18 protein-coding genes and 1 other RNA gene are annotated in these 21,466 nt (G+C 68.0%); 8 read left to right on the top strand and 11 right to left on the bottom strand.

From position 1 onward, the window contains the following. Position 1 precedes the first annotated feature (1 nt). From mraY to mraZ, 7 genes are read right to left on the bottom strand one after another with little or no spacing between them, the layout of a single operon-like run. Positions 2-1,087, bottom strand: coding sequence for a phospho-N-acetylmuramoyl-pentapeptide-transferase (gene mraY / locus BLS66_RS07760; protein ID WP_033834434.1), 1,086 nt, complete (start codon positions 1,085-1,087; stop codon positions 2-4). Next, positions 1,077-2,471 carry a UDP-N-acetylmuramoyl-tripeptide--D-alanyl-D-alanine ligase gene (locus BLS66_RS07755; RefSeq protein ID WP_053462171.1) on the bottom strand — a complete coding sequence of 465 codons (1,395 nt, stop codon included), beginning with the start codon at positions 2,469-2,471 and terminating at the stop codon, positions 1,077-1,079. Before BLS66_RS07755 ends, mraY begins: the two co-directional genes overlap by 11 nt. Further along, complete coding sequence (locus tag BLS66_RS07750) at positions 2,468-3,976, bottom strand: UDP-N-acetylmuramoyl-L-alanyl-D-glutamate--2,6-diaminopimelate ligase (RefSeq protein ID WP_057494294.1); 1,509 nt, start codon at positions 3,974-3,976, stop codon at positions 2,468-2,470. The genes BLS66_RS07755 and BLS66_RS07750 overlap by 4 nt, the downstream gene beginning before the upstream one ends. Then, a complete protein-coding gene (locus tag BLS66_RS07745) occupies positions 3,973-5,817 on the bottom strand; it encodes a peptidoglycan D,D-transpeptidase FtsI family protein (RefSeq protein ID WP_049406060.1) in 1,845 nt (614 codons plus the stop codon). Before BLS66_RS07745 ends, BLS66_RS07750 begins: the two co-directional genes overlap by 4 nt. Further along, positions 5,814-6,077 carry a cell division protein FtsL gene (ftsL, locus tag BLS66_RS07740; protein ID WP_005415286.1) on the bottom strand — a complete coding sequence of 88 codons (264 nt, stop codon included), beginning with the start codon at positions 6,075-6,077 and terminating at the stop codon, positions 5,814-5,816. The genes BLS66_RS07745 and ftsL overlap by 4 nt, the downstream gene beginning before the upstream one ends. Next, positions 6,074-7,042 carry a 16S rRNA (cytosine(1402)-N(4))-methyltransferase RsmH gene (gene rsmH / locus BLS66_RS07735; protein WP_049468237.1) on the bottom strand — a complete coding sequence of 323 codons (969 nt, stop codon included), beginning with the start codon at positions 7,040-7,042 and terminating at the stop codon, positions 6,074-6,076. Before rsmH ends, ftsL begins: the two co-directional genes overlap by 4 nt. Before the next feature lie 14 nt (positions 7,043-7,056). Then, positions 7,057-7,503 carry a division/cell wall cluster transcriptional repressor MraZ gene (gene mraZ, locus BLS66_RS07730; RefSeq protein ID WP_004143635.1) on the bottom strand — a complete coding sequence of 149 codons (447 nt, stop codon included), beginning with the start codon at positions 7,501-7,503 and terminating at the stop codon, positions 7,057-7,059. A 324-nt stretch (positions 7,504-7,827) separates the two neighbouring features. Between mraZ and BLS66_RS07725 the strand changes: the two genes are divergently transcribed. Further along, entirely contained in the window at positions 7,828-8,604 is a 777-nt protein-coding gene (locus tag BLS66_RS07725; protein WP_074725581.1) for an NRDE family protein, read from the top strand. A gap of 391 nt (positions 8,605-8,995) precedes the next feature. Then, positions 8,996-9,475 carry a DM13 domain-containing protein gene (locus tag BLS66_RS07720; protein WP_074725580.1) on the top strand — a complete coding sequence of 160 codons (480 nt, stop codon included), beginning with the start codon at positions 8,996-8,998 and terminating at the stop codon, positions 9,473-9,475. Positions 9,476-9,602: 127 nt separating this feature from the next. Here BLS66_RS07720 and rnpB read toward each other — a convergent pair. Then, positions 9,603-9,954: RNase P RNA component class A (rnpB, locus tag BLS66_RS07715), an RNA gene on the bottom strand. Positions 9,955-10,099: 145 nt separating this feature from the next. Between rnpB and BLS66_RS07710 the strand changes: the two genes are divergently transcribed. Continuing rightward, the gene (locus tag BLS66_RS07710; RefSeq protein WP_083348142.1) at positions 10,100-10,759 is read left to right on the top strand and encodes a type IV toxin-antitoxin system AbiEi family antitoxin domain-containing protein; all 660 of its coding nucleotides are present in this window, start codon (positions 10,100-10,102) and stop codon (positions 10,757-10,759) included. Continuing rightward, the gene (locus BLS66_RS07705) at positions 10,756-11,625 is read left to right on the top strand and encodes a nucleotidyl transferase AbiEii/AbiGii toxin family protein (protein ID WP_074725578.1); all 870 of its coding nucleotides are present in this window, start codon (positions 10,756-10,758) and stop codon (positions 11,623-11,625) included. Before BLS66_RS07710 ends, BLS66_RS07705 begins: the two co-directional genes overlap by 4 nt. Positions 11,626-11,757: 132 nt before the next feature. Here BLS66_RS07705 and rsmI read toward each other — a convergent pair whose 3' ends face one another. After that, on the bottom strand, positions 11,758-12,576 hold the full coding sequence (rsmI, locus tag BLS66_RS07700) for a 16S rRNA (cytidine(1402)-2'-O)-methyltransferase (protein WP_074725577.1): 819 nt from the start codon (positions 12,574-12,576) through the stop codon (positions 11,758-11,760). Positions 12,577-12,657: 81 nt separating this feature from the next. Between rsmI and BLS66_RS07695 the strand changes: the two genes are divergently transcribed. From BLS66_RS07695 to BLS66_RS07680, 4 genes are read left to right on the top strand one after another with little or no spacing between them, the layout of a single operon-like run. Beyond that, positions 12,658-14,379: a penicillin-binding protein activator gene (locus tag BLS66_RS07695; protein ID WP_049468247.1), complete on the top strand. Its 1,722-nt coding sequence runs from the start codon at positions 12,658-12,660 to the stop codon at positions 14,377-14,379. Continuing rightward, the gene (locus BLS66_RS07690) at positions 14,369-14,737 is read left to right on the top strand and encodes a YraN family protein (RefSeq protein WP_049468249.1); all 369 of its coding nucleotides are present in this window, start codon (positions 14,369-14,371) and stop codon (positions 14,735-14,737) included. Before BLS66_RS07695 ends, BLS66_RS07690 begins: the two co-directional genes overlap by 11 nt. 49 nt (positions 14,738-14,786) lie before the next feature. Continuing rightward, positions 14,787-15,395, top strand: a complete 609-nt coding sequence (locus BLS66_RS07685; RefSeq protein ID WP_074725576.1) for a metal-dependent hydrolase — start codon at positions 14,787-14,789, stop codon at positions 15,393-15,395. Further along, positions 15,392-16,777, top strand: coding sequence for an FAD-binding oxidoreductase (locus tag BLS66_RS07680; protein WP_049468253.1), 1,386 nt, complete (start codon positions 15,392-15,394; stop codon positions 16,775-16,777). The genes BLS66_RS07685 and BLS66_RS07680 overlap by 4 nt, the downstream gene beginning before the upstream one ends. Before the next feature lie 102 nt (positions 16,778-16,879). Here the strand turns inward: BLS66_RS07680 and BLS66_RS07675 are convergent, their stop codons facing one another. Both BLS66_RS07675 and BLS66_RS07670 read right to left on the bottom strand, forming a co-directional pair. Continuing rightward, positions 16,880-18,901 carry an acyltransferase family protein gene (locus BLS66_RS07675; protein ID WP_074725575.1) on the bottom strand — a complete coding sequence of 674 codons (2,022 nt, stop codon included), beginning with the start codon at positions 18,899-18,901 and terminating at the stop codon, positions 16,880-16,882. A 169-nt stretch (positions 18,902-19,070) separates the two neighbouring features. Further along, complete coding sequence (locus tag BLS66_RS07670) at positions 19,071-21,464, bottom strand: autotransporter family protein (RefSeq protein WP_244152969.1); 2,394 nt, start codon at positions 21,462-21,464, stop codon at positions 19,071-19,073. Positions 21,465-21,466 lie beyond the last annotated feature (2 nt).

The following is a 21,466-nucleotide window of genomic DNA, read 5'->3' as shown; positions in this document are numbered from 1 at the left end:
CTCAGCGCACCTTCAACGTGGCCAGGCCGATCAGCACGAGCACGACGGAGATGATCCAGAAGCGCACGATCACGCGCGGCTCCGGCCAGCCCTTCAGTTCGAAATGGTGGTGGATCGGCGCCATGCGGAACACGCGCTTGCCGGTCAGCTTGAACGATGCGACCTGGATCATCACCGACAGCGTCTCGATGACGAACACGCCGCCCATGATCACCAGCACCAGCTCCTGGCGGGTGATCACCGCGATCGTGCCCAGCACCGCTCCCAGCGCCAGTGCACCGATGTCGCCCATGAACACCATGGCCGGATAGGTGTTGAACCACAGGAAGCCCAGGCCCGCGCCGGCGATCGCCGCGCAGATGATGACCAGCTCGCCTGCGCCCGGAATCTGCGGGATCTGCAGGTAGTTGGCGAACACCACGTTGCCCGAGGCGTAGGCGAACACGCCCAGCGCGCAGGCCACCAGCACGGTGGGCATGATCGCCAGGCCGTCCAGGCCGTCGGTCAGGTTCACCGCGTTGGAGAAACCGACGATCCAGAAGTAGGCGATGGCCACGAAGCCGATGCCGGCCAGCGGCAGCGCGACCGACTTGAACATCGGGATGTAGAACGTCAGCGCGGCCGGCACGTCGGCCGTATAGAACAGGAACAGGCCCGCGGCCAGGCCGAAGATCGACTGCAGCAGGTACTTCCAGCGCGACTTCAGGCCGTTCGGGTCACGGCGGACGATCTTGATCCAGTCGTCATACCAGCCGATGGCGCCGAAGCACAGCATCACCGCCAGCACCAGCCACACGTAGCGGTTGCGCAGGTCGGCCCACATCAGTACCGACAGGGTGACGGTGAGCAGGATCAGCGAACCGCCCATGGTCGGCGTGCCGGCCTTGGAGAAATGGGTCTGCGGACCGTCCTTGCGGATCGGCTGGCCACCCTTGAACTGGGCAAGCTTGCGGATCATCGCCGGGCCGAGCCACAGCGACAGGAACAGGGCCGTCAGCGCGGCAAGGATGGCGCGGAACGTCTGGTAGTTGAACAGCCCGAACAGGCTCTCCAACTGCTGCAACCATCGAGCCAGTTCATACAACATGCGGGGATTCCTCTCCTTGCGCCAGCAGCGCTTTGACAATCGTGTCCATGGCGCTGCCACGGGACCCCTTGACCAGGCAGCGCACGCCGGCGTGCAGCTCGTCCTTCAGCGCCTGCGACAGCGCGTCATGGGTGGCGAAATGACGGCCACCGTCGCCGAAGGCGGCAGCGGCGGCAGCGCTGAGCGGACCCAGCGCATACAGGCGCTTGAGCCCGGCGGCGCGTGCGCGGAGGCCCGCCTGCGCATGCAGCGCTTCGGCATCCGGGCCCAGCTCGCGCATGTCGCCCAGCACCAGCCAGCCCTCTTCCGGCGCGGCGGCCAGGGCATCGATGGCCGCTGCCAGCGAACCGGGATTGGCGTTGTAGCTGTCGTCCACCAGCACCGCGCCATTGCGCAGCTGATGGGCGATCTGGCGGCCCGGCACCGGCTGGGCCTCGGCCAGGCCTGCCGCGATGCGTGCCAGGTCGATGCCGGCGGCCAGCGCCAGGCTGGCGGCGGCCAGTGCATTGCTGACGTTGTGGCGGCCCGGCAGTCCCAGCACCACGCGGGCTTCGCCGGCCGGCGCGACCAGGGTGAACTGGCTGCCCTGCGCACCGGCGCGGATATCGCGCGCGGTCACGTCTGCCGAATGCTCCAGGCCAAAGCGCAGCACGCGGCAGCGCGCCGGGGTGCCGACAAAATGCTGTTCGAACCAGCGGCCGTACGCATCGTCGGCATTGATCACCGCCACGCCATCGGCGGGCAGCGCGGCATAGATCGCGCCCTTGGTCACCGCCACGCCGAGCAGGCTGCCCATCCGCTCCAGGTGCGCCGGGGCGATGTTGTTGACCAGCGCGTAGCGCGGGCGGGCGATGTCGGTCAGGTAGGCGATGTCGCCCGGCTTGCCGGCACCCATCTCGTAGACGGCATAGTCGGCATCTTCCGGTGCATCGATCACCGCCAGCGGCAGGCCGATCTCGTTGTTGCGGTTGCCCGGATTGGCGTAGACCACCTTGTGCGCGTGCTGGGCCACCTGCTGCAGGATCGACAGCAGCAGGCTCTTCACGCTGGTCTTGCCGTTGCTGCCGGTGATCGCGAACACCTCGGTGCCACGGTCACGCTGCATGCCGGTGGCGATCCTGGCCAGTGCCAGTTCGCTGTCGGCCACCAGCACCTGCGGCAGTTCGATCGGCAGCAGGCGCTCGACCAGCAGCGCACTGGCACCGCGCGCCTGCGCGTCGGCTGCGAAGTCATGGCCGTCGAAACGCTCACCGCGCAGCGCGACATACAGGCTGCCGGGGCCCAGGTTGCGGGTGTCATTGCTGACCGCATCGATGGCCACGTCGTCGCCGTGGATCTCGCCGCCGGCCCAGTGTGCGATCAGCGAAAGCAGGGTGCGCTTCATGCGGCGCCCTCCCCGGCCTGTGCCTCTAGAACACCGGCCTTGGCCGCCAGTGCGGCCGCGGCCACTTCGGTGTCGTCGAAGTCATGGCGCACGCCATTCACTTCCTGGTACGGCTCGTGGCCCTTGCCAGCGATCAGGATGATGTCGCCGGCACCGGCGCGCTTCACCGCCAGGCCGATCGCGCGCGCGCGGCTGCGCTGCACGGTCACGGCATCGGCGTTCTGGAAGCCGGCCAGGATGTCGGCCACGATCACGTCGCCGTCTTCGCCACGCGGGTTGTCGTCGGTGACGATGACCTGGTTGGCCAGGCGCTCGGCGATCGCCGCCATCTGCGGGCGCTTGCCGGTATCGCGCTCGCCACCGCAGCCGAACACGCAGAACAGCGCGCCGTGCAGGTGGCCCTGCAGGCTGTCCAGCGCCTGCTCCAGCGCGTCCGGGGTATGTGCGTAGTCGACCACCACGGTCGGCAGGCCGTTCTCGCCGCCGAGGCGGTTCATGCGGCCACGGATCGGCTGCAGCGCCGACAGCACTTCGGCGATACGCGGCAGCGGCTGGCCCTGCGCGTGCAGGGTACCGGCCACGGCCAGCAGGTTGTCCACGTTGAAGCGGCCCAGCAGCGGCGACTGCACCGCAGCGCGCTGGCCGTCGATGACCAGTTCGAAGGCGATGCCACGACCGTCAAGCTGCAGCGCCTCGGCGCGCACGCTGGCGTCCTCGGTACCACGCGAGCTCAGCCCGATCGGCTGCACGCTGGCCGGCAGGCCCGCGAACAGCTGGCGGCCGAAGGCATCGTCCAGGTTGATCACCGCCGCCTTCAGGCCCGGGCGATGGAACAGCCGCGCCTTGGCCGCGCCGTAGCTGGCCATGTCGCCGTGGTAATCCAGATGGTCGCGGGTGAGGTTGGTGAACACCGCCACGTCGTAGTGCACGGCGTCCACGCGGCCCTGGTCGAGCGCATGCGAGCTGACTTCCATCGCCACCGCGCGCGCACCGGCGTCGCGCAGCTGGGCCAGCAACGCATGCATCTGCAGCACCAGCGGCGTGGTGAAGCCGGTCGGCTCGACGGCACCATAAAGTCCGGCGCCCAGCGTGCCGATACTGCCACTGGGCGTTCCGAGCAGGTGCCAGGCCTGGGCCAGCAGCTGCACGGTGGAGGTCTTGCCGTTGGTGCCGGTCACGCCGACCATCGCCATTGCCCGCGACGGTGCGCCATGGAACTGGTCGGCCATCGCGCCCATGCGCGCGCGCAGGCCCGGCACGGCGATCGCATCGGCCGGTGCCGGCAGATCGGCCGGTGCCGGCGGTTCGAACAGGATGGCACTGGCACCGGCAGCGCGCGCCTGCTCGACAAAGCCCAGGCCATGCGCGCCGAAACCGGCGATGGCGACGAAGGCGTTACCGGGGCGCACGGCACGGCTGTCCAGCACCAGGCCGGTCAGAACGGGATCATGACCCGCCAGGGCCACGTCCGGAAGCAACTGCGAAAGCAACATCGAAGGACTCATTGCGTGCCTCCCGTAGCGGGCGGCGTCTGGGCTTGCGCGCTCGGCAGCGCAGCGTCGAATTCAGCGGCGGCATCCACCGGCAGCGCGGTCTCGGCCGGCGGCGCAGGCAGGATCGAAGCCGAATGGCCGACCTTGCCGGACTGCTGTGCGGCCAGCCACGACTGCAGGTCGTCCAGCGGCACGTCCATCAGGCGCAGGGTGCCTTCCATCACGTTGTGGTAGACCGGCGCCGAGACCAGGCCGCCGTAGAACTTGCCGGCCTGCGGGTCGTTGATGACGATGACGGTGGCAAAGCGCGGGTTGGTGGCGGGCACCACGCCGGCGAACAGCGCGTTGTAATGCCCGCGCTCGTAACCGCCGGGGCCGGCCTTGCGCGCGGTACCGGTCTTGCCGGCCACGCGGTAGCCCAGCACGGCCGCCTGCTTGGCACCGCCCTGGGTGACCACCGTTTCCATCATCGCCACCACCTGCCGGGCGACGTTCTCGTCGATGATCTGCTGGCCCTCGTTGCGCTGGCCCTTGACGAAGGTCGGCGCGATCAACCTGCCGCCGTTGGCCAGCGCCGAATACGCCGTAGCGATCTGCAGCGGCGTCACCGACAGGCCGTAGCCGTAGGACATGGTGGTCTTGGTGGTGCCCGACCAGCGCGCCGGGCGCATCACCACGCCGGCCGATTCCCCCGGGAAACCACTGTGCGGCGCCGAGCCATAGCCGAAGCGGCGCACGCCGTCGTAGAAGGTCTGGTCCGGCATCTTCGCCGCAACCTTGGCCGCACCCACGTTCGAACTGCGGGTGATCACGCCGGTCACGTTGAGCACACCGTTGTTGCGCGGCACGTCGCGGATGGTGAAGCGGCCCAGGGTCATGTAACCCGGGTTGGTATCGATGATGGTGTCCTTGGTCACCGCCCCGGCCTGCAGCGCGGTGGCGATGGTCAGCGGCTTCATCGTCGAGCCCGGCTCGACCAGGTCGGTCACCGCGCGGTTGCGGCGCGTATCGGGGATCGCGCCGGTCAGCGAGTTCGGGTTGTAGGTCGGCAGGTTGACCATGGCCAGGATCTCGCCGGTGGTCACGTCCATGATCACCATCGAACCGCCGGCCGCCTTGTTGGCCACCAGCGCGTTGCGCAGTTCCTTGAAGGCCAGGTACTGGATGCGACGGTCGATACTGAGGGTCAGGTCCTTGCCCGGCTCGGCGGCGCGCAGCAGATCGCTTTCGACGGTCTCGCCCTTGCGGTTGCGGATCACCCGCTTCGCACCGGGCTTGCCGCGCAGCCATTCGTCGAACGCCAGTTCCAGGCCTTCCTGGCCGCGGTCGTCGATGTTGGTGAAGCCCAGCACGTGCGCCATCGCCTCACCCTGCGGGTAGAAGCGGCGGAACTCGCGCTGCGCGGCCACGCCCGGGATCTTCAGCGCGACCACCTTCTCCGCCTCGTCCGGATTGATCCGGCGGCGCAGGTACATGAATTCCTTGTCCGACTTCTGCGACAGGCGGCTGCTCAGCTCATCCACCGACATGCCGACCGCCTGGGCCAGCTCCGGGATGCGCTCGGGCGAACGCAGCAGGTCCTGCGGGTTGACCCAGATCGAGGCGACCGGGGTGGACACCGCCAGCGGCTCGCCGTTGCGGTCGGTGATCATGCCGCGCGAGGTCTTGATCGGCAGTTCGCGCAGGTAGCGGGCCTCGCCCTGGCGCTGGTAGAAGTCGCTGTTGATGATCTGCACGTAGGCCGCGCGACCGACCAGCGACACCGAGCACAGGCCGAGCGCCAGCGCGACCCAGCGCAGGCGCTGGCGCAGGTTGAAGGCGTTGCGCGGGCGGTTGCGGCCGGTCTTGCTCATGGGCGCACCACCACGATGTCAGCCGCCTCGGGGAACTTCATACCGAGCTTCTCTCGGGCAATGCGGTCCACGCGGTTGGCTTCGGCCAGGGTGGCCTGTTCCAGCTGCAGGCGGCCGAACTCAAGATTGATGTCATCGCGCTTGCGCTCGGCACGCGACAGCTCGATGAAGGTCTGCCGGTGGCGGTGGCGCACGAATACCACGCCGATCGCCGAGGCGACGGTGCAGGCCAGCAGGATGATCAGCAGCAGCCGGCTCATGCATCGGCCTCCCGCTTCTGTGCCACGCGCAGCACGGCGCTGCGGGCACGCGGGTTGGCGGCCAGCTCTTCGTCGGTGGCCTTGATGGCGCCGCCGATCAGGTCCAGCGTCGGCACGAACGCAACCGCCTCGGGCAGCCGGCGGTTGGCCGGCGGCGCCTTGGCCAGGCGGTTCATGTACTGCTTGACGATGCGGTCTTCCAGCGAGTGGAAGCTGATCACCGCCAGGCGGCCACCGGGCTTGAGCCGTTCCACCGCCGCATCGAGCCCGGCTTCCAGATCGGCCAGCTCGCGGTTGATGTGGATGCGGATGGCCTGGAAGCTGCGCGTGGCCGGGTGGATCTTGTCCTTCCCACGCGGCATCACCGAGGCGATCAGCTCGGCCAGTTCGGCGGTGCGGGAGAACGGCTGCTTCTCGCGGCGGGCCACGATGGCGCGGGCGATGCGCCGGCTCTGCCGCTCTTCGCCGTAGGTCCACAGCACATCAGCGATCTCGCGCTCTTCCACGCGGTTGATCCACTGCGCGGCGCTTTCACCGCTGTCCGGATCCATGCGCATGTCCAGCGGGCCGTCCTTGCCGAAGCTGAAGCCACGTTCGGCCACGTCCAGCTGCGGCGACGACACCCCCAGGTCGAACAGCACGCCATCCAGGCCTTCGGCCGTCGCATCCCACTGCAGCAGCTGGGCGAAGCTGCCACGGAAGATGGACACGCGCGGGTCCGGCGCGAAATCGCGCTCGGCAACGGCGATGGCTTCCGGATCCTTGTCCATGACCAGCAGGCGCCCCTCGGGACCGAGCTGGGTGAGCACGCCACGTGCATGACCGCCACGACCGAACGTGCCATCCAGATAACGTCCGTTTTCGATCACCCTCAGGCCTTCAAGGACCTGGGTGTACAGGACCGGCAGGTGCACCGCCGGCGACTGCGACACCGGAAGGTGACCGGCCTGCGCTTCTGGGCGCATCCGGGCACCCCGGCTCACAACTTCAGGTCGAGCAACCCATCACCCAGATCCTCGTCAGACAACGTCTGCTGGATCAGGGCCCGATGCGCCTGCTCGCTCCACAATTCGAACTTGTCGCCCATGCCGAGCAATACCGCCTTCTTCTCAATGCCCACCGCACCGCGGTGGCTGGCGGGGATGCTGATGCGACCGTTGCCGTCCAGTTCCAGATGGGCGGCCGAGCCGACCAGCTTCTGCTGCAACAGGCGCACGACGCGCTGGGTGTTGGGCTTGGACATCACATCGTCGCGGACCCGCTCCCATTCCGACTCTGCGTACAGCCACAGGCAGCCGGCTTCGAACGGGTTGTAGGTCAGCACGAGACGGTTGTTGCTGGCGCGCGCGACGAGGTCGCGGTAAGCGGTGGGAACCGCCATGCGCCCCTTGTCGTCAACTGTGATGGCCGTCTCGCCCTGGAACACGACGCCTGCACCTTGTCCTTCGCCCGGTGAAACATTGAACCACGAAAACCCACAAAACACCCGGATTTCCCTCTGATGCCCACCTTAGCAGCGGGCGGAGGGTTGTCAACAACTTTTCAGCAGGGAAATCGCCAGCCGCATCAATGGCTTGCAACAACCTTTAGAGAATTGTTCAAGGCTTATCCACAAGTTGCTGATCCGTCTCAATTTTTGAGATTGAACGGAAGTTCAGGGGCGTGGACAGGGCGTGAAACATCAGCCGCGCATTCATCCGGAGCGGGCCGGAAACGGCGCCAGACTGCGCAAACCGTGCACAATGAAGCCATGTGCCTGCTCGCTCTTGGCTGGATGCACCACCCGCGCTGGCGGCTGGTGATGGCCGGCAACCGTGATGAGTTCCACGCCCGTCCGACGGCGGCGCTGGCCCCCTGGCAGGATGAGACGTCGGTCATCGGCGGTCGCGACCTGCGCTCCGGCGGAGGCTGGGCCGGGGTTGGCGCCTCGGGCCGGATGGCGGTGGTCACCAACGTCCGCGACCCGCTGGCCGCCCAGACCGGTCCTTCACGCGGGGCACTGGTGGCCGACTTCCTGCGCGGCCGCGACCCGGCGGCCGTGCATATCGACCGCCTGGCGACCGTGGCTGGCGCCTACGCCCCGTTCAATCTCCTGCTGGCCGATAGCGACAGCCTGGAGTACCTGGGCAACCATCCTGCCGAACGGCAGACCCTCGGTCCGGGCGTACACGGCATGTCCAACGGCGCGCTGGACGCCCCCTGGCCGAAGACCCGGCGGCTGATGGCGGCCCTTGAAGCCTGGCTGCAGGAAGACGGGGTCAGAGCCCTTTCGCAGCGCGAAAGGGATCTGACCCCGCTCTGGGCCGCGCTGGCCGACGAACACCGCCCCGCCGACAGCGACCTGCCCGACACCGGCATCGGTCTGGAGCGCGAGCGCTGGCTGAGCCCGGCCTTCATCCGCGGCGACGACTACGGCACCCGCGCCAGCACCGTGCTGCTGATCGATGGCGACGGCCACGGCGAGATCTACGAGCGCCGCTTCGGCCCGCAGGGTGTCCCCAGCGGACAGAGCCACGTCATTTTCTGACCCGGTCATGACGGCCCTTGGCCAGACGCTCTTGGCGGGGGGTAGTGCCGGCCGCTGGCCGGATTCGATTGCCAGCGTGGTAGTGCCGGCCGCTGGCCGGCAGCCTCTGGATCTTCGGATGCAGCACAAAGTTGCCGGCCAGCGGCCGGCACTACCCGCACGCGTGTCGTCATTGAAGTGACGGTCGTCGTCAGCGCACCACGCCCGAAACGTCATTCAGCTTCCAGCGCCGACCGCGATCCGTCCGCGCCACAGGGGTTTCAGCATCGCAGCCGGCCCACTGTGTCCTTTTCGCATTCGGCACTGTGTCTATAAATGTCGGCCCTCACCTCCCAGGGTGGTCGCGCCCGGCCTTTCGCCGCGCGATCGACCGCAACCACAAGGAGGCCCCATGCGCCGCATCCTCATCCTGCTCGCCACCCACCTGCTCACCCTCGGCCTGGGCTTCGGCCTGGGCGTCTACCTCCTGCCGATCCTGATCGCCCCCGATGACCCGCCGGTAGAACCGGTACGGGCCGCCATGAAAGACGCCACCTACCGCACCACCTTCCGCCGCGACCTGAAGGGCAGCGACGCAGTGCACTGGGCCGAAGGCAAGGTCAGTGTCAGCGCCACTCAGGTCGCCTTCGACGGGAAGATGGGACCGGGCCCGGATTACAAGGTGTACCTGGTCCGCGACTTCGTCGACAACAAGGCCGACTTCCTGAAGATCAAGGCGCAGGCCCAGCGCATCGGCGAAGTGAAGACCTTCAACCGCTTCCTGGTCGAGGTGCCCGCGAACGTGGATGTGGACGACTACACCACCGTCGTGGTGTGGTGCGAGCGCTTCTCGCAGTTCATTTCGGCCGGGCAGTACCGCACGCCGGGCTGAGGACCGCGCGACGTCGAGGTAGTGCCGGCCGCTGGCCGGCAGCACCCTGTCCGCCGCTGCGGGCATCGTGAAGCTGCCGGCCAGCGGCCGGCACTACCGATGCGCGGTTCATGCCTATGGAAGAAAGAGGCGGAGCCGGCCGATAAGCCGGGTTCTGTCGTGGACAGTCATTCCTCTAGGCGTTACGTCACCGCAACGCTCAAGCAACCTACCCGGATCCAACGCGGGCCGCGCCAAAGGATCCCTATTTGGTCTTGCTCCAGGTGGGGTTTGCCGTGCCGGTCTGTTGCCAGACTCGCGGTGCGCTCTTACCGCACCATTTCACCCTTACCGGCCTTCCGAAGAAGACGTAGGCGGTATCTTTCTGTTGCACTTTCCGTCGGCTTGCGCCGCCCAGGCGTTACCTGGCACCTTGCCCTATGGAGCCCGGACTTTCCTCGGCACCCCCGAAGGGATGACGCGACTGTCTGGCCGACTCCGCCAGCGCGTATTCTAGCGTACGCACGCCCTTCCTGCCGTGCCGATCGCGGCGTCCGGTTCAACCTTCCACGCGTGGCGTGGCTCCAGAGATTCCGCGTGGGTGGGTGCGGAGCTTGTCGCACCGTCCAGTCATCGCAGCCGACGATGTTCCGTTTTGTCCGTCGATATTCAAAAAACCCGACGTTATGGAACAATGCCATCATGGGAAACCCCGAGGCCCGGGCACGAAAGCTGCTGCGACGCGCAGGCACCCTGCGCGCCCGCGAACTGGTCACTGCCGGGATCGCCCGCGCCCAGCTGACCCGCCTGGTCGAGGCCGGTGCACTGATCCGGTTGTCCCGTGGCGTCTACGCGTTGGCGGAAAGAAACAGCGACGACGCCGATGATGGACTGCAGATCATCGCAGAACGCCTGCCGCACCCCCGTCTATGCCTGCTGAGTGCCCTGAGTCTGCATGGCCTGACCACCCAGGCGCCATTCGAACGCTGGGTCTCCATCGGCAACAACGACCGCGTTCCGCGGATCGACTGGCCCCCCCTCCGTGTGGTCCGCATGTCGGCAACGACCCTCAATGTGGGGCTGGAAGAACGTCGCGTAGGCAGGCGTCTCATATACGTCAGTAACGTAGCCAAAACCGTCGTCGATTGCTTCAAGTTCCGCAATCTCGTAGGACTTGATGTCGCACTTGAAGCCCTGCGTGACGCGCTTCACAGCCGTGCAACCACCCCGGATGCGTTGATGGAGTATGCGCGGATCTGCCGCGTTGCCAGACTGATGAGACCGTACCTCGATGCCTTGGCGTGACCCACTCTCCAACGCTTCCCCGGCGCGTTGCTTCCATCCGGCAACGGCTGCTTGATCTCGCGCGCAGCCGAGGCGAGGACTTTCAGTTCGTTCTGGACCGGTTCGCCGTTGAGCGCCTGCTCTACCGGCTCTCCGCTTCCCGATACCGCGACCAGTTCCTGCTGAAGGGGGCCATGTTGTTTGCAGTGTGGTTCGACGCGCCCCACCGTCCCACGCGGGATGCCGACTTTCTGCGATTCGGCTCTGCACATCCCGGCCATCTGCTGCACATCGCACGGTCGCTCTGCGCAATAGCGGGCGACGACGGCCTGTGCTTCGACCCACGCAGCATCGCCATCGAGGCCACCCGCGAAGAAGCGGAGTATGAGGGGCTGCGAATGCGCCTGATAGCACATCTTGGTCGATCGCGCTGCCACGTACAGTGGGACGTGGGGTTTGGCGACGCGGTGATTCCTCCACCGCAGGAAATCACCTACCCGGTGATGCTCGATGGCTTTCCTCCACCGTGCCTGCACGTCTATCCGCGCGAAACCGTGTTTGCCGAGAAGTTGGAGGCCATAGCGGCACTGGGCATCGCTAACAGCAGGATGAAGGACTACTTCGACTTGCTGGCACTGATCCGCGAAGACGCCATGGATCGCCCGCACCTCATTGCGGCCATTGGCGCGACGTTTGATCGACGAAGGACCCCGGCGCCAACGCCCCTGCCCTACGGACTGACTCAGTCGTTCGCCGCAGATACCCAGAAGCAGACCCAGTGGCGCGCCTTCCTGCGCAGGAACCGCCTGATCGCGCCGGATCTCTCTTCGGTGATTGCCGAGATTGCCGACTATCTGGACACCCTCGCCACAACCCTGCAGTCCTGACGCCGCAAGGCATGGCGCGGACGGTTCCGCCTGGGTGGGTGCAGGCCGTGGCGCGGTCCATTCATCCACGCATGGCGTGGATCTACCGGTTCCGCTGCTCTGGTGGGTGCGGCCCCTGGTCCGCACGATCCATCAACTGCCGTACAACGCCTTGCGCGGCGCACCGGTCAGTTCCGCGGCCAGCTTGGCGGCGGTCGACGGCGGCAGGTGCTCGCTCAGCTTCGCGTAGACGCGGCGGCCGTGTGCCAGCTGCGCCTCCTCGTCATCGCCGGCGCCCTGCACCATCACCACGAATTCGCCCTTGCGCTGGTTGTCGTCGGCCTCGACGTTCGCCAGCAGGCCCGCCAGGTCGCCATCAAGCACGGTCTCGAACAGCTTGGTCAGCTCGCGGGCCAGCACCGCCGGGCGCTCGCCGCCGAAGATCGCCGCCATGTCGGCCAGCGATTCGGCGATGCGGTGCGAGGATTCGTAGAACACCATCGTGCGCACTTCGCCGGCCAGCGCCTGCAGGCGGTCGCGGCGGCCGCTGGCCTTGGCCGGCAGGAAGCCCTCGAAACTGAAACGGTCGCTGGGCAGGCCGGCCACGCTCAGCGCGGCGATGGCGGCGCAGGCGCCGGGCACCGGGCTGACCTTGATGCCCGCCGCGCGCGCGGCACGCACCAGGCGGAACCCCGGATCGCTGACCAGCGGCGTACCGGCGTCACTGACCAGCGCCAGCGACTCGCCGGCCTGCAGGCGCGAGACCAGCCGCTGCGCCAGCGCCTCCTCGTTGTGCTCGTGCAGGGCCACCAGCGGCTGCTGGATGCCGAAATGGGACAGCAGCTGGCCGCTGCGGCGGGTGTCCTCGGCACAGATGGCCGCCACCGAGCGCAGCACCTCCTGCGCGCGCGGGCTCAGATCGGCCAGGTTGCCGATCGGGGTGGCGACGACGTACAGGGTTGGGACACTCATTTCAGCGGTACTCACGGGGCAAGGGTAGAATCGTAGCGTGTACCCGGCCAAGGCCGCTGCCCTCATCGCATGGACCCGATCATGAACAAGCCCGCCGCACGGATCTCCGCCCTGTCGTTGTCGCTGATGCTGCTGGCCGGTTGTGCCACCACCAGCCTGACCAGCACCCCCGATTCGCCGGCCCAGGGCCAGGCGCTGGCGCTGATCGAACAGGGCAAGCCGCGCGACGCCGCACTGCAGCTGGAAGGCCTGGCCGCCACGCTGCGTGGCGGTGCCCGCAGCAACGCACTGGCCGATGCGGCCTGGGCCTGGCACCTCGCCGGTGACAGTGCCCGCGCGCGCAGCCTGCTCGGCCAGCTCACCGCCCGCCAGCTGTCCGGCGCCAGCCTGCAGCGCTACCAGCTGACCAGTGCCGAGCTGGCCCTGGCCGACAAGCAGCCGGCGCAGGCGCTGGCCCTGCTGAAGGACCATGGCGACAACGTGCTGCCGGCCCTGCGTACGCGCTGGTACCTGGCCCGGGCCGGCGCCCTGCAGGGCACCGGCGATGCCTTCGGCGCCGCCACCGAGCGCGCCCGCGCCCATGCCAGCCTGACCGGCAGTGCGCGCAGCGATAACCAGGCCGCCATTGCCGGCCTGCTCGGCACCCTCGACGACGCCACCCTGCGCAGCCGCGCCGCCGCCCTGCCGGCCAACGACCCGCTCTACAACTTTGCCGGCCGCGCACTGATCGCGCGTGGCCTGCCGCTGCCGCGCCCGTTCGACCGCGATGGCGCGGCCCAGTTCGACACCAGCAAGCGCCCGCCGGCGATGAGCGACGGTTACCGCCCGCCGGCCAAGCTGGCCGTGCTGCTGCCGCTCAGCGGCCGCCTGGCCACCGCCGCACAGCCGGTGCGCGATGGCCTGTTGAGCGCCTACTACGGTGAAAGCCGCCGCCGCCCGGACATCAACTTCTTCGACACCGCCGGCACCCCGGCCGGTGCCCTCGCCGCCTACGACAAGGCCGTTGCCTCCGGTGCCGACTTCGTGGTCGGCCCGCTGGGCCGCGACGAGGTGGACGCGGTGTACGGCCGCCAGCAGCTGCAGGTGCCGGTGCTGGCCCTGAACCGCGGCAAGGACGCACCGCCGGCCGGCAGCGCCGGTTTCTCGCTGGCACCGGAAGACGATGGCATCGTCGCGGCCGAGTACCTGCGCGGCCGCGAGCGCGGCAAGGCGCTGGTGATCAACAGCGCCGACGACACCGGCCGCCGTGCCGCCGCCGCCTTCGCCCAGCGTTTCGCCCAGCGCGGTGGCCAGGTCGTGGCCACGGTCGGCGTCAGCGATGCGGTGGGCGACGTCAGCGCCCAGGTGCGCAACGCCGGCCAGGTCGATGCCGTGTTCCTCGCCGTGCGTGCGCCGCAGGCCCGCCTGCTGGCGCCGCAGCTGGCGCTGGCCGGTGCCGGTGGCGCGACCCGCGTCGGCACCTCGCAGCTGACCGTCGGCAGCGGCAAGGTGGAAGAAGACGTGGCGCTGGACGGCATCGTCTACCCGAACGAAGCCTGGAACGTGCGCAGCGTGTCCGGCCTGCCGTCGGCCAGCCAGGTGGCCAGCACCCTGCCGAGCGCACGCGGTGCGGCCGGCCGCCTGTTCGCCTTCGGTGCCGACGCCTGGAAGATCACCGCCTACCTGGACAAGCTGTCCAACGAAGGCGGCCTGGACGGTGCCACCGGCACCCTGTTCCTGGACAGCAATGGCAACATCCTGCGCCAGCCGGCATGGTCGACCTTCAGTGGCGGCCGGCCGATGCCGATCGTCGGTGGTCGCTGAGCGCAGCCAACGGGGCTCGGCGGTGGAAGCCGCTGCCGAGCAGCACCTGCAACTGGCCGGACTGCAGCCGCGTGCACGCAACGTGCGCTATCGCGGCGGTGAACTGGACCTGGTGATGGACGATGCCGGCACCGTGGTGTTCGTGGAAGTGCGCTACCGTGCGCGATCGGATTTCGGCGGTGGCGCCGCTTCGGTCGATGCGCGCAAATGCCGGCGCCTGGCCCATGCCGCGCAGCTGTACCTGCAGGACCACCCGGCGCTGGCCAATGCGCCCTGCCGCTTCGATGTGGTCGAAGCCACCGGCGAGCCGCCGCAGCTGCATTGGCTGCGGGATGCGTTCCGATTGGATGACTGCTGATGGCTACTCTTTGCCGGCCAGCGGCCGGCACGACCATGGTGCGTGACTGATGCCGTCGATCATCACCCATGCCGCTGTGCCGCTGGCGCTGTGGTGCGCCGCTGATCGTGGCCGCATCCCACCGCGCCTGCTGGCGGCCGGCGTGATCGCAGCGATGCTGCCCGATGCCGATGTACTGGCCTTTGCGCTGCACATTCCCTATGCGGATGCCTTCGGCCATCGCGGCGCCAGCCATTCACTGCTGTTTGCCAGCGTGCTGGCGGCATTGGCCGCGGTGTTGGCGTTCTTGGGTAGTCGCCGACCTTGGTCGGCGGTTTCGTGCCAACCAAGGTTGGCACCTACCAAGCCAGGGCCAACGGTGGCATCGACCGTACAAGCCGCTGTATTCGTCTTCGTATGCGCGGCCAGCCATCCCTTGCTCGATGCGATGACCTCCGGCGGCCTCGGCGTCGCGCTGGCCTGGCCGTGGAGTGAACAACGCTTCTTCGCGCCGTGGCGACCGATCCGTGTTTCACCGTTTGCCCCGCAATTCTTCAGCGCGCGCGGCCTGGCTACCCTGCTCTCCGAACTGCGCTGGGTGTGGCTGCCGCTCGCCGGCGCCGTTGTCGCCTGGAAACTGATCCAACCCGCTCCTGCTGCCCCGCGAGATCCGTCATGAGTACCGCACTGCCTGCTGCCCTGGTTGCCGAACTGTCCGCCCTGCTGGGCGCGGAGGGCTGGCGCATGGATGACAGCGCGCTGGAGGCCAACGCGCAGGACAACTCATGGCGCCGCCAGCGCCCGGCGGCGGTGGCGCTGCCGGCCGACATCGAACAGGTCCAAGCACTGGTGCGCGCCTGTCGCGCACATGGCGTGGCGCTGGTCGCGCGCGGTGCCGGCACCGGCACCACCGGCGCCGCCGTCCCACAACCGGGCAGCATCGTGCTGTCGTTCACCCGCATGGACCGCATCATCGAGATCCGCGCCGGTGATCGCTGCGCAGTCGTGCAGCCGGGCGTGCTCAATGGCACCCTGCAGCAGGCCCTGGCCCCGCACGGCCTGTTCTGGGCACCGGATCCTTCCAGCGCGGAGATCTGCAGCATCGGCGGCAACCTGGCCTGCAATGCGGGCGGCCCGCGCGCGGTGAAGTACGGCACCAGCCGCGACAACGTGCTGGGCCTGGTGGCGGTGACCGGCACCGGCGAGGTGATCCGTTGCGGTGGTGCCTACACGAAGGACGCCACCGGCTACGACCTCACCCATCTGCTGGTGGGCAGCGAAGGCACGCTGGCACTGATCGTGGAAGCGACGCTGAAGCTGACCCCGTTGCCGGTCAGCCAAGCCGGGCTGCGCGTGCTGTACCGCGATGCCGATGCCGCCGCCGCCGCCGTATCACGCTTGATGTCGCAGCCTGTTGTGCCGACCCGCCTGGAGTTCATGGACGCGCGCAGCCTGGAACTGCTGCGACTCAATGGTGCTGACGTGCCGGAGGCCGGTGCGATGCTGCTGGTCGAGGCCGATGGCGACCACGACACCCTGCCCTATCTGCTGCAGGCCCTGGCCAGCGCCGCCGAAGGCGAGGGCATGATCGAACTGGACGTGGCGATGGAAGGCCGCGCGCGCGACCAGTTGTGGGCGGCGCGCAAGGCACTGTCGCCTGCGCTGCGCAGCGTGGCGCCGGGCAAGATCAATGAAGACGTAGTGGTCCCGGTGTCGCGCATTCCGGAGCTGGTGGCCGGCGTGCAGGCGCTGGCACGCGACTACACGCTGACCATCGTCACCTTCGGCCATGCTGGCAATGGCAACCTGCACGTCAATATCCTCTACCACCCGGACGATGCCGACGAGAACGCACGCGCGCAGGCCGCGCTGCCAAAGATCTTCGCGCTGACGCTGGCGCTGGGTGGCACGCTGTCGGGCGAACACGGCATTGGCCTGGCCAAGCGCGATTTCATGGCGCAGGCCTTCACCCCGGAAACGCTGGCGACGATGCGCGCGATCAAGGCCGCGCTGGACCCGGACGGCATTCTCAACCCGGGCAAGGTGCTGCCGCCGGCATAGACCGAACGCTCTCCTGCAGAGCCGGGCCATGCTCGGCTGCTCTTCGACCAGATCGCGATGAAGCCCGGGCTGCGCGCGCACAAGCCGAGCGTGGGCTCGGCGCTACACCGTCTTGTCGGCTGCGATATCGATCAGGGTTTGTCGGAAGCTGGGCAACAGCACCCGGTTGCCATGGCCACTCAGGTGATCGTTGTCGAAGAACAGCGGTTCGCCCTCTTCCACCGCCGAACAGGTCTGCGGCCCGCACAGCAGCGGCAGCGGATCCCATACGGTCAGTGAAGGGTAACGTGCCGCCAGGTCATCCAGCAGTGCCATCTGCGGCACGCGCAGCATTTCCAGATCCGCACGCGGCATGCTCAGACCGCCGGCACACGCCGGATTGCGGCGGTTGAACCAGTCCGAACAGCGGTACGCACCGGCCTTGAACAATGGCAGCGGTGCATCGATCACCACGTGTACGCCCAGCTTCTGCAAACGCCCCAGCACGCGATCGGCTTCGTCGCGTGCCACCTGTGCATGCGCCGGCGTGCGCTCGGCCAGCAGCTGTTGATAGATCGGCTGTGCGTCCTGCTGCTGCCAGTCGAAGCCGCGCAGTTCCGGCATGCGCAAGGCCGCCAGCAGCACGATGTCACCCGGGCGCGCCTCGCGTTCGATGGTCGACAATGTGTCTTCAATGAAGTCCTGGCAGTCGGCCGGGCTGGCCCGCAGCAGGTTGACGAAGCTGCAGCCGCCGCGATCCTGCTGGCGCACCTCCATGCCGGTCTGGCGCGCGACCATGCTGGTCATCGTGCGATACGCCGCCGCGTGCGAATCACCGGCCACGAACAGGCGCCGCCCTTCGAGCGCCGGCGCACGCACCGGCTCCAGCGGGCGCCACGCGGGGTAGCGGCGCGCCTGCCATGCGTAGCCGTCGCGGGTGACGCTGAGCGAGACCTGCTCGTGGTACTCCACCGTGGCCCAGGCGCCGGCACCGCACAGCGCCACCAGCGGAAACGCCATCGCCAGCACCTTGGCCGGTGCCAGCCGCAGCAGCGGCGCCGCACTGCGCAGCGGGCGCTCGATGAAGTGGTAGGACGCGGCCGACACCGCCAGCAGCAGCACCGGATACAGCCACAGCACGACGCCATGCAGGCCATACGTCCAGCGCAGCAGCACCAGCAGCGGCCAATGCCACAGGTACAGCGAATAGGACAGCCGGCCCAGGTAGGCCAGCGGTGCGCAGCCCAGCGCACCGGCGATGCGCGATGTCCCCGCTGTCGACACGCTCGCCAACAGCAGCAGGGTACCGGCCACGGTGGCCAGCACACCCGGCACCGGCATTGCCAGCTGCGGGGCAATCACCACGCCTGCGGCCAGCAGCGCCAGCCCGGCCGCTGCAACCGCGTCACCGTTCCGGCCGGGTGTACGCGTACGCGTCCACTGGTACAGCAGCGCACCTGCGGCCAGCTCCCAGAACCGTGCGGGCAGCAGATAGAACGCTGCAGCCGGTGCCGATTGTGCCTGCCAGCCCGCCCACGCCAGCGACAGCACGGTGAGCACCGGCAACAACCAACGCGACCACGGCCAGCGCTCACGCCCGCGCAGCCACACGAAGAACAACAGCGGGAAGACCAGGTAGAACTGCTCCTCCACGCCCAGCGTCCATGTATGCAGGAACGGATTGAGTTCAGCACCGGGTGAGAAGTAATCGTCCTGCTGGCCAGCCAGTACGATGTTGCTCAAGCCGACCAGCGCGGCCCAGCCGGTCTGGTCGAACTGCTCGTTGCGCCACGCGCGGGGAATGAACAACGCCGACAGCACGAAGGTGGCCATCAGCATCACCAGCAGCGCCGGCAACAGGCGCAGCACGCGACGCCGGTAGAAGTCGAGCAGCATCGCGCCCAGCGACGCATGGGTGCGCGAGGCCAGCGACTGGCTGATCACGAAGCCGGACACCACGAAGAACAGGTCCACCCCGGTGAAGCCACCGGGCAGCCAGGTGGCGTTGGTGTGGAAGAGGACGACGGCCAGCACCGCCAATGCGCGCAGGCCATCGATGGCGGCGTTGTGGGAACGTTCGGCAAGGAACACGCGGGCAACCAGAAGCGAGCAATTGGCCAGCATCGCCACCTTCGCCGCAGTCATTCAATGGTCAATTGCGACAGAGCTGGGCATCGTTCAGGTCCGGTCACAGCGCGACGCGGTTGTAGAGCCGAGCCATGCTCGACTGCCCTACCTTCATTCGGCTCCACAGCAGCAACTGGGGGTCAGAGCCCATTGCCTTGGCAATGGGATCCGACCCCGCTTCACGCGCTTACCAGGCCCTGCGCAGGCCCAGCTGGCCGCCCACGTTGCGGTAGCCATGATCGCCGCGCTGCACGCTCATGCCACCCCACGCGCCCCAGTGCTGGCCCAGCTTCAGCTGGGCACCGGCCTGCACTTCATAGCGGTTGCGCGGCACGTCCGCACCCAGCGTGTCGCCGTTGAACTGCAGCGTGCTGCTGCCGCTGCCACGCAGCCAGTTCACGCCCAGGTACGGCTGCACGGAGTTGCCGGCGGCCGTGCCATGGCCGAACACACGCACGCCCAAGCGCCCGCTCAGGCCACCGGCGTCGGCGTGGTCAATCACCGTGCCGTTGCTCTCCACGTGGCGATCGGCGCGGAAATCGACATGGCTCAGCTGCAGCTGCGGCTGCACGTACAGCGCACTGGCGCTGCCCTGCCGCACGTTGAAGGTGTAGCCGGACTCCACTGACGCGCTGGTCATGCGCGAGTCGTAATGCTCCGGCGCCAGGCCGATGCCCTGCACGCGATTGTCGAAGCGGCCGTACTGCAGGGCGGCGTCCACATACGCGCCCCGCGTACTGTCTGCATCCTGCATCCAGGTGCCGTACACACCCACCGCGCTGCCACGCACCCGGCCCTTGGCGCTGTAGCCGGTCAGATCGGACACTGCGCTGCTGTCGGCGCGGCCGCTGCCCAGCATCACACCGGCAACCGCGTTGCCACGCTGCAGCAGGTCAGTGCCGATCTGCAGCACTGAGGCGGTGCCGTCCACCGACAACTGGCCACCGACCGCACTGAAATCTGCCTGGTTGCGGCCTACGCGTGCCCAGGCCTGGCGCTCGTCGCCCATCGAACGCGCGCCATTGCGCTCCTGCATGCGGTGCGCGAACAGGTTGATCGCAGCCGACTGGTTGGCCAGGTAAGCCCCCGCTTCCGGGCGCAGCACCGGTGGCGGCAGGATCGGATCGCCCGGATCAGTCGGATCAGTCGGATCAGTCGGATCAGTCGGATCAGTCGGATCAGTCGGATCAGTCGGATCGGTTGGATCAGTCGGATCAGTCGGATCAGTCGGATCGGTTGGATCCGGATCCGGGCCAGGATCGACCGCGCATCCCGGCGCAGCCGGGTTGTCCTGGCAGACATCGAACCACTGCGAACGCAGGTACCGGTTACCATCGGAAGGATCGGCCAGGCCCCCCTGGAACAGGAAGTACTCATACGATCCGCCCACCGCGCGGCCGCTCAGTGCGTAGCTCGCCAGCGACGCGCCGTCGATCTCGATCAGCGGGATGCCATCCACCGTCGGCGCGCCCACGCCACCGATGTTCTTCACCGCGATCAACGCGTCGCCGGAGGTGTCGCCGCGCACGTGCAGGCGGTCCTTCGCGCTGTCATCGCCGGCCAGCGCCCCCTGGAACAGGAACGTAGCCCCTTCGCTATGCAGGTCGCCGTCCACGGTGAGCGCATTGAAGCGACCACTGCCGTCAGACAATGCCACGCCACTGTTGAGCACCTGCAGTTCGCCCACCGTGGCGTCACCGGTCAACGTCCACTGGCTGCCGCTCTCGATGGCCATCGTCTGCACCAGATCCGACGAACCCTGCCAGAGCGATCCATTGGCCAGGCCCACATGTACGTCGGACAGCGGAACCAGCCCCGCATCCTCGTCCTCCGGCGTGAGGACGATGTCGCCCACCAGCTGCGAGCCACCGTCCAGTGCCACATCGAAGCGCCCGGCCACTGCCGCATCCAACGCCAGCGCGATGCCATTGCCGCCCGATACCACCGCTCCGTTGGACAGGGTCAGGCCCGGGTCGCGGCTGCTGCGCACCCATACACCGCCATGCTGGGCGCTCACCAGCGAGCCGCCGTCGATGCGCATCCGACCGTTGTCATTGATCACCGCCGCCCACGCGCCCTCGCCTTCAGTGCGTACATGGGTGTTGCTCAACGTCATTTCACCGGTCCCGCCAGACAGCACACCGTGCGAGTTGATGCCGGTGGTGCGCACCACGCTGTCGGCCAGATGCACGGTGCCGCCCAGTCGCGCGATCGCACCGATGGCGCCATCGCCGTCGGTCAAAATAACGCTGTCACCCACCTCGGCCAGCGGTTGCCTCCCGCTCCCTCCTTCTGCATACAGTCCGTGCCCGTTCTGGCCGCGGGCATGCAACTGGCTGGACGTAATCCGCGTCGTCCCGCCGTACAGCGCGACGGCCTGCCAACGGTTGCCCTCGGCGGTGATCTGCGAGCCCTCGATATCCAGCTCGCCTTCATTCATCAGCCGGACACCGATGCCATTGCGCGTGGTGATGGTCGATCCGACGACACTGGCGTTGCCATCACGCTGGTTGACGTCAATACCAATGCTCTCACTGCGCAACTGGCTGTTGCGCAGGGCCAGTTCAGTTCCTTCGGTCATGA

Origin of the sequence: Stenotrophomonas pavanii, from assembly GCF_900101175.1 — a bacterium.
GTDB lineage: Bacteria > Pseudomonadota > Gammaproteobacteria > Xanthomonadales > Xanthomonadaceae > Stenotrophomonas > Stenotrophomonas pavanii.
Note: the sequence above shows the minus strand (reverse complement) of the source record. Positions and strands in the feature narration are given on the sequence as shown.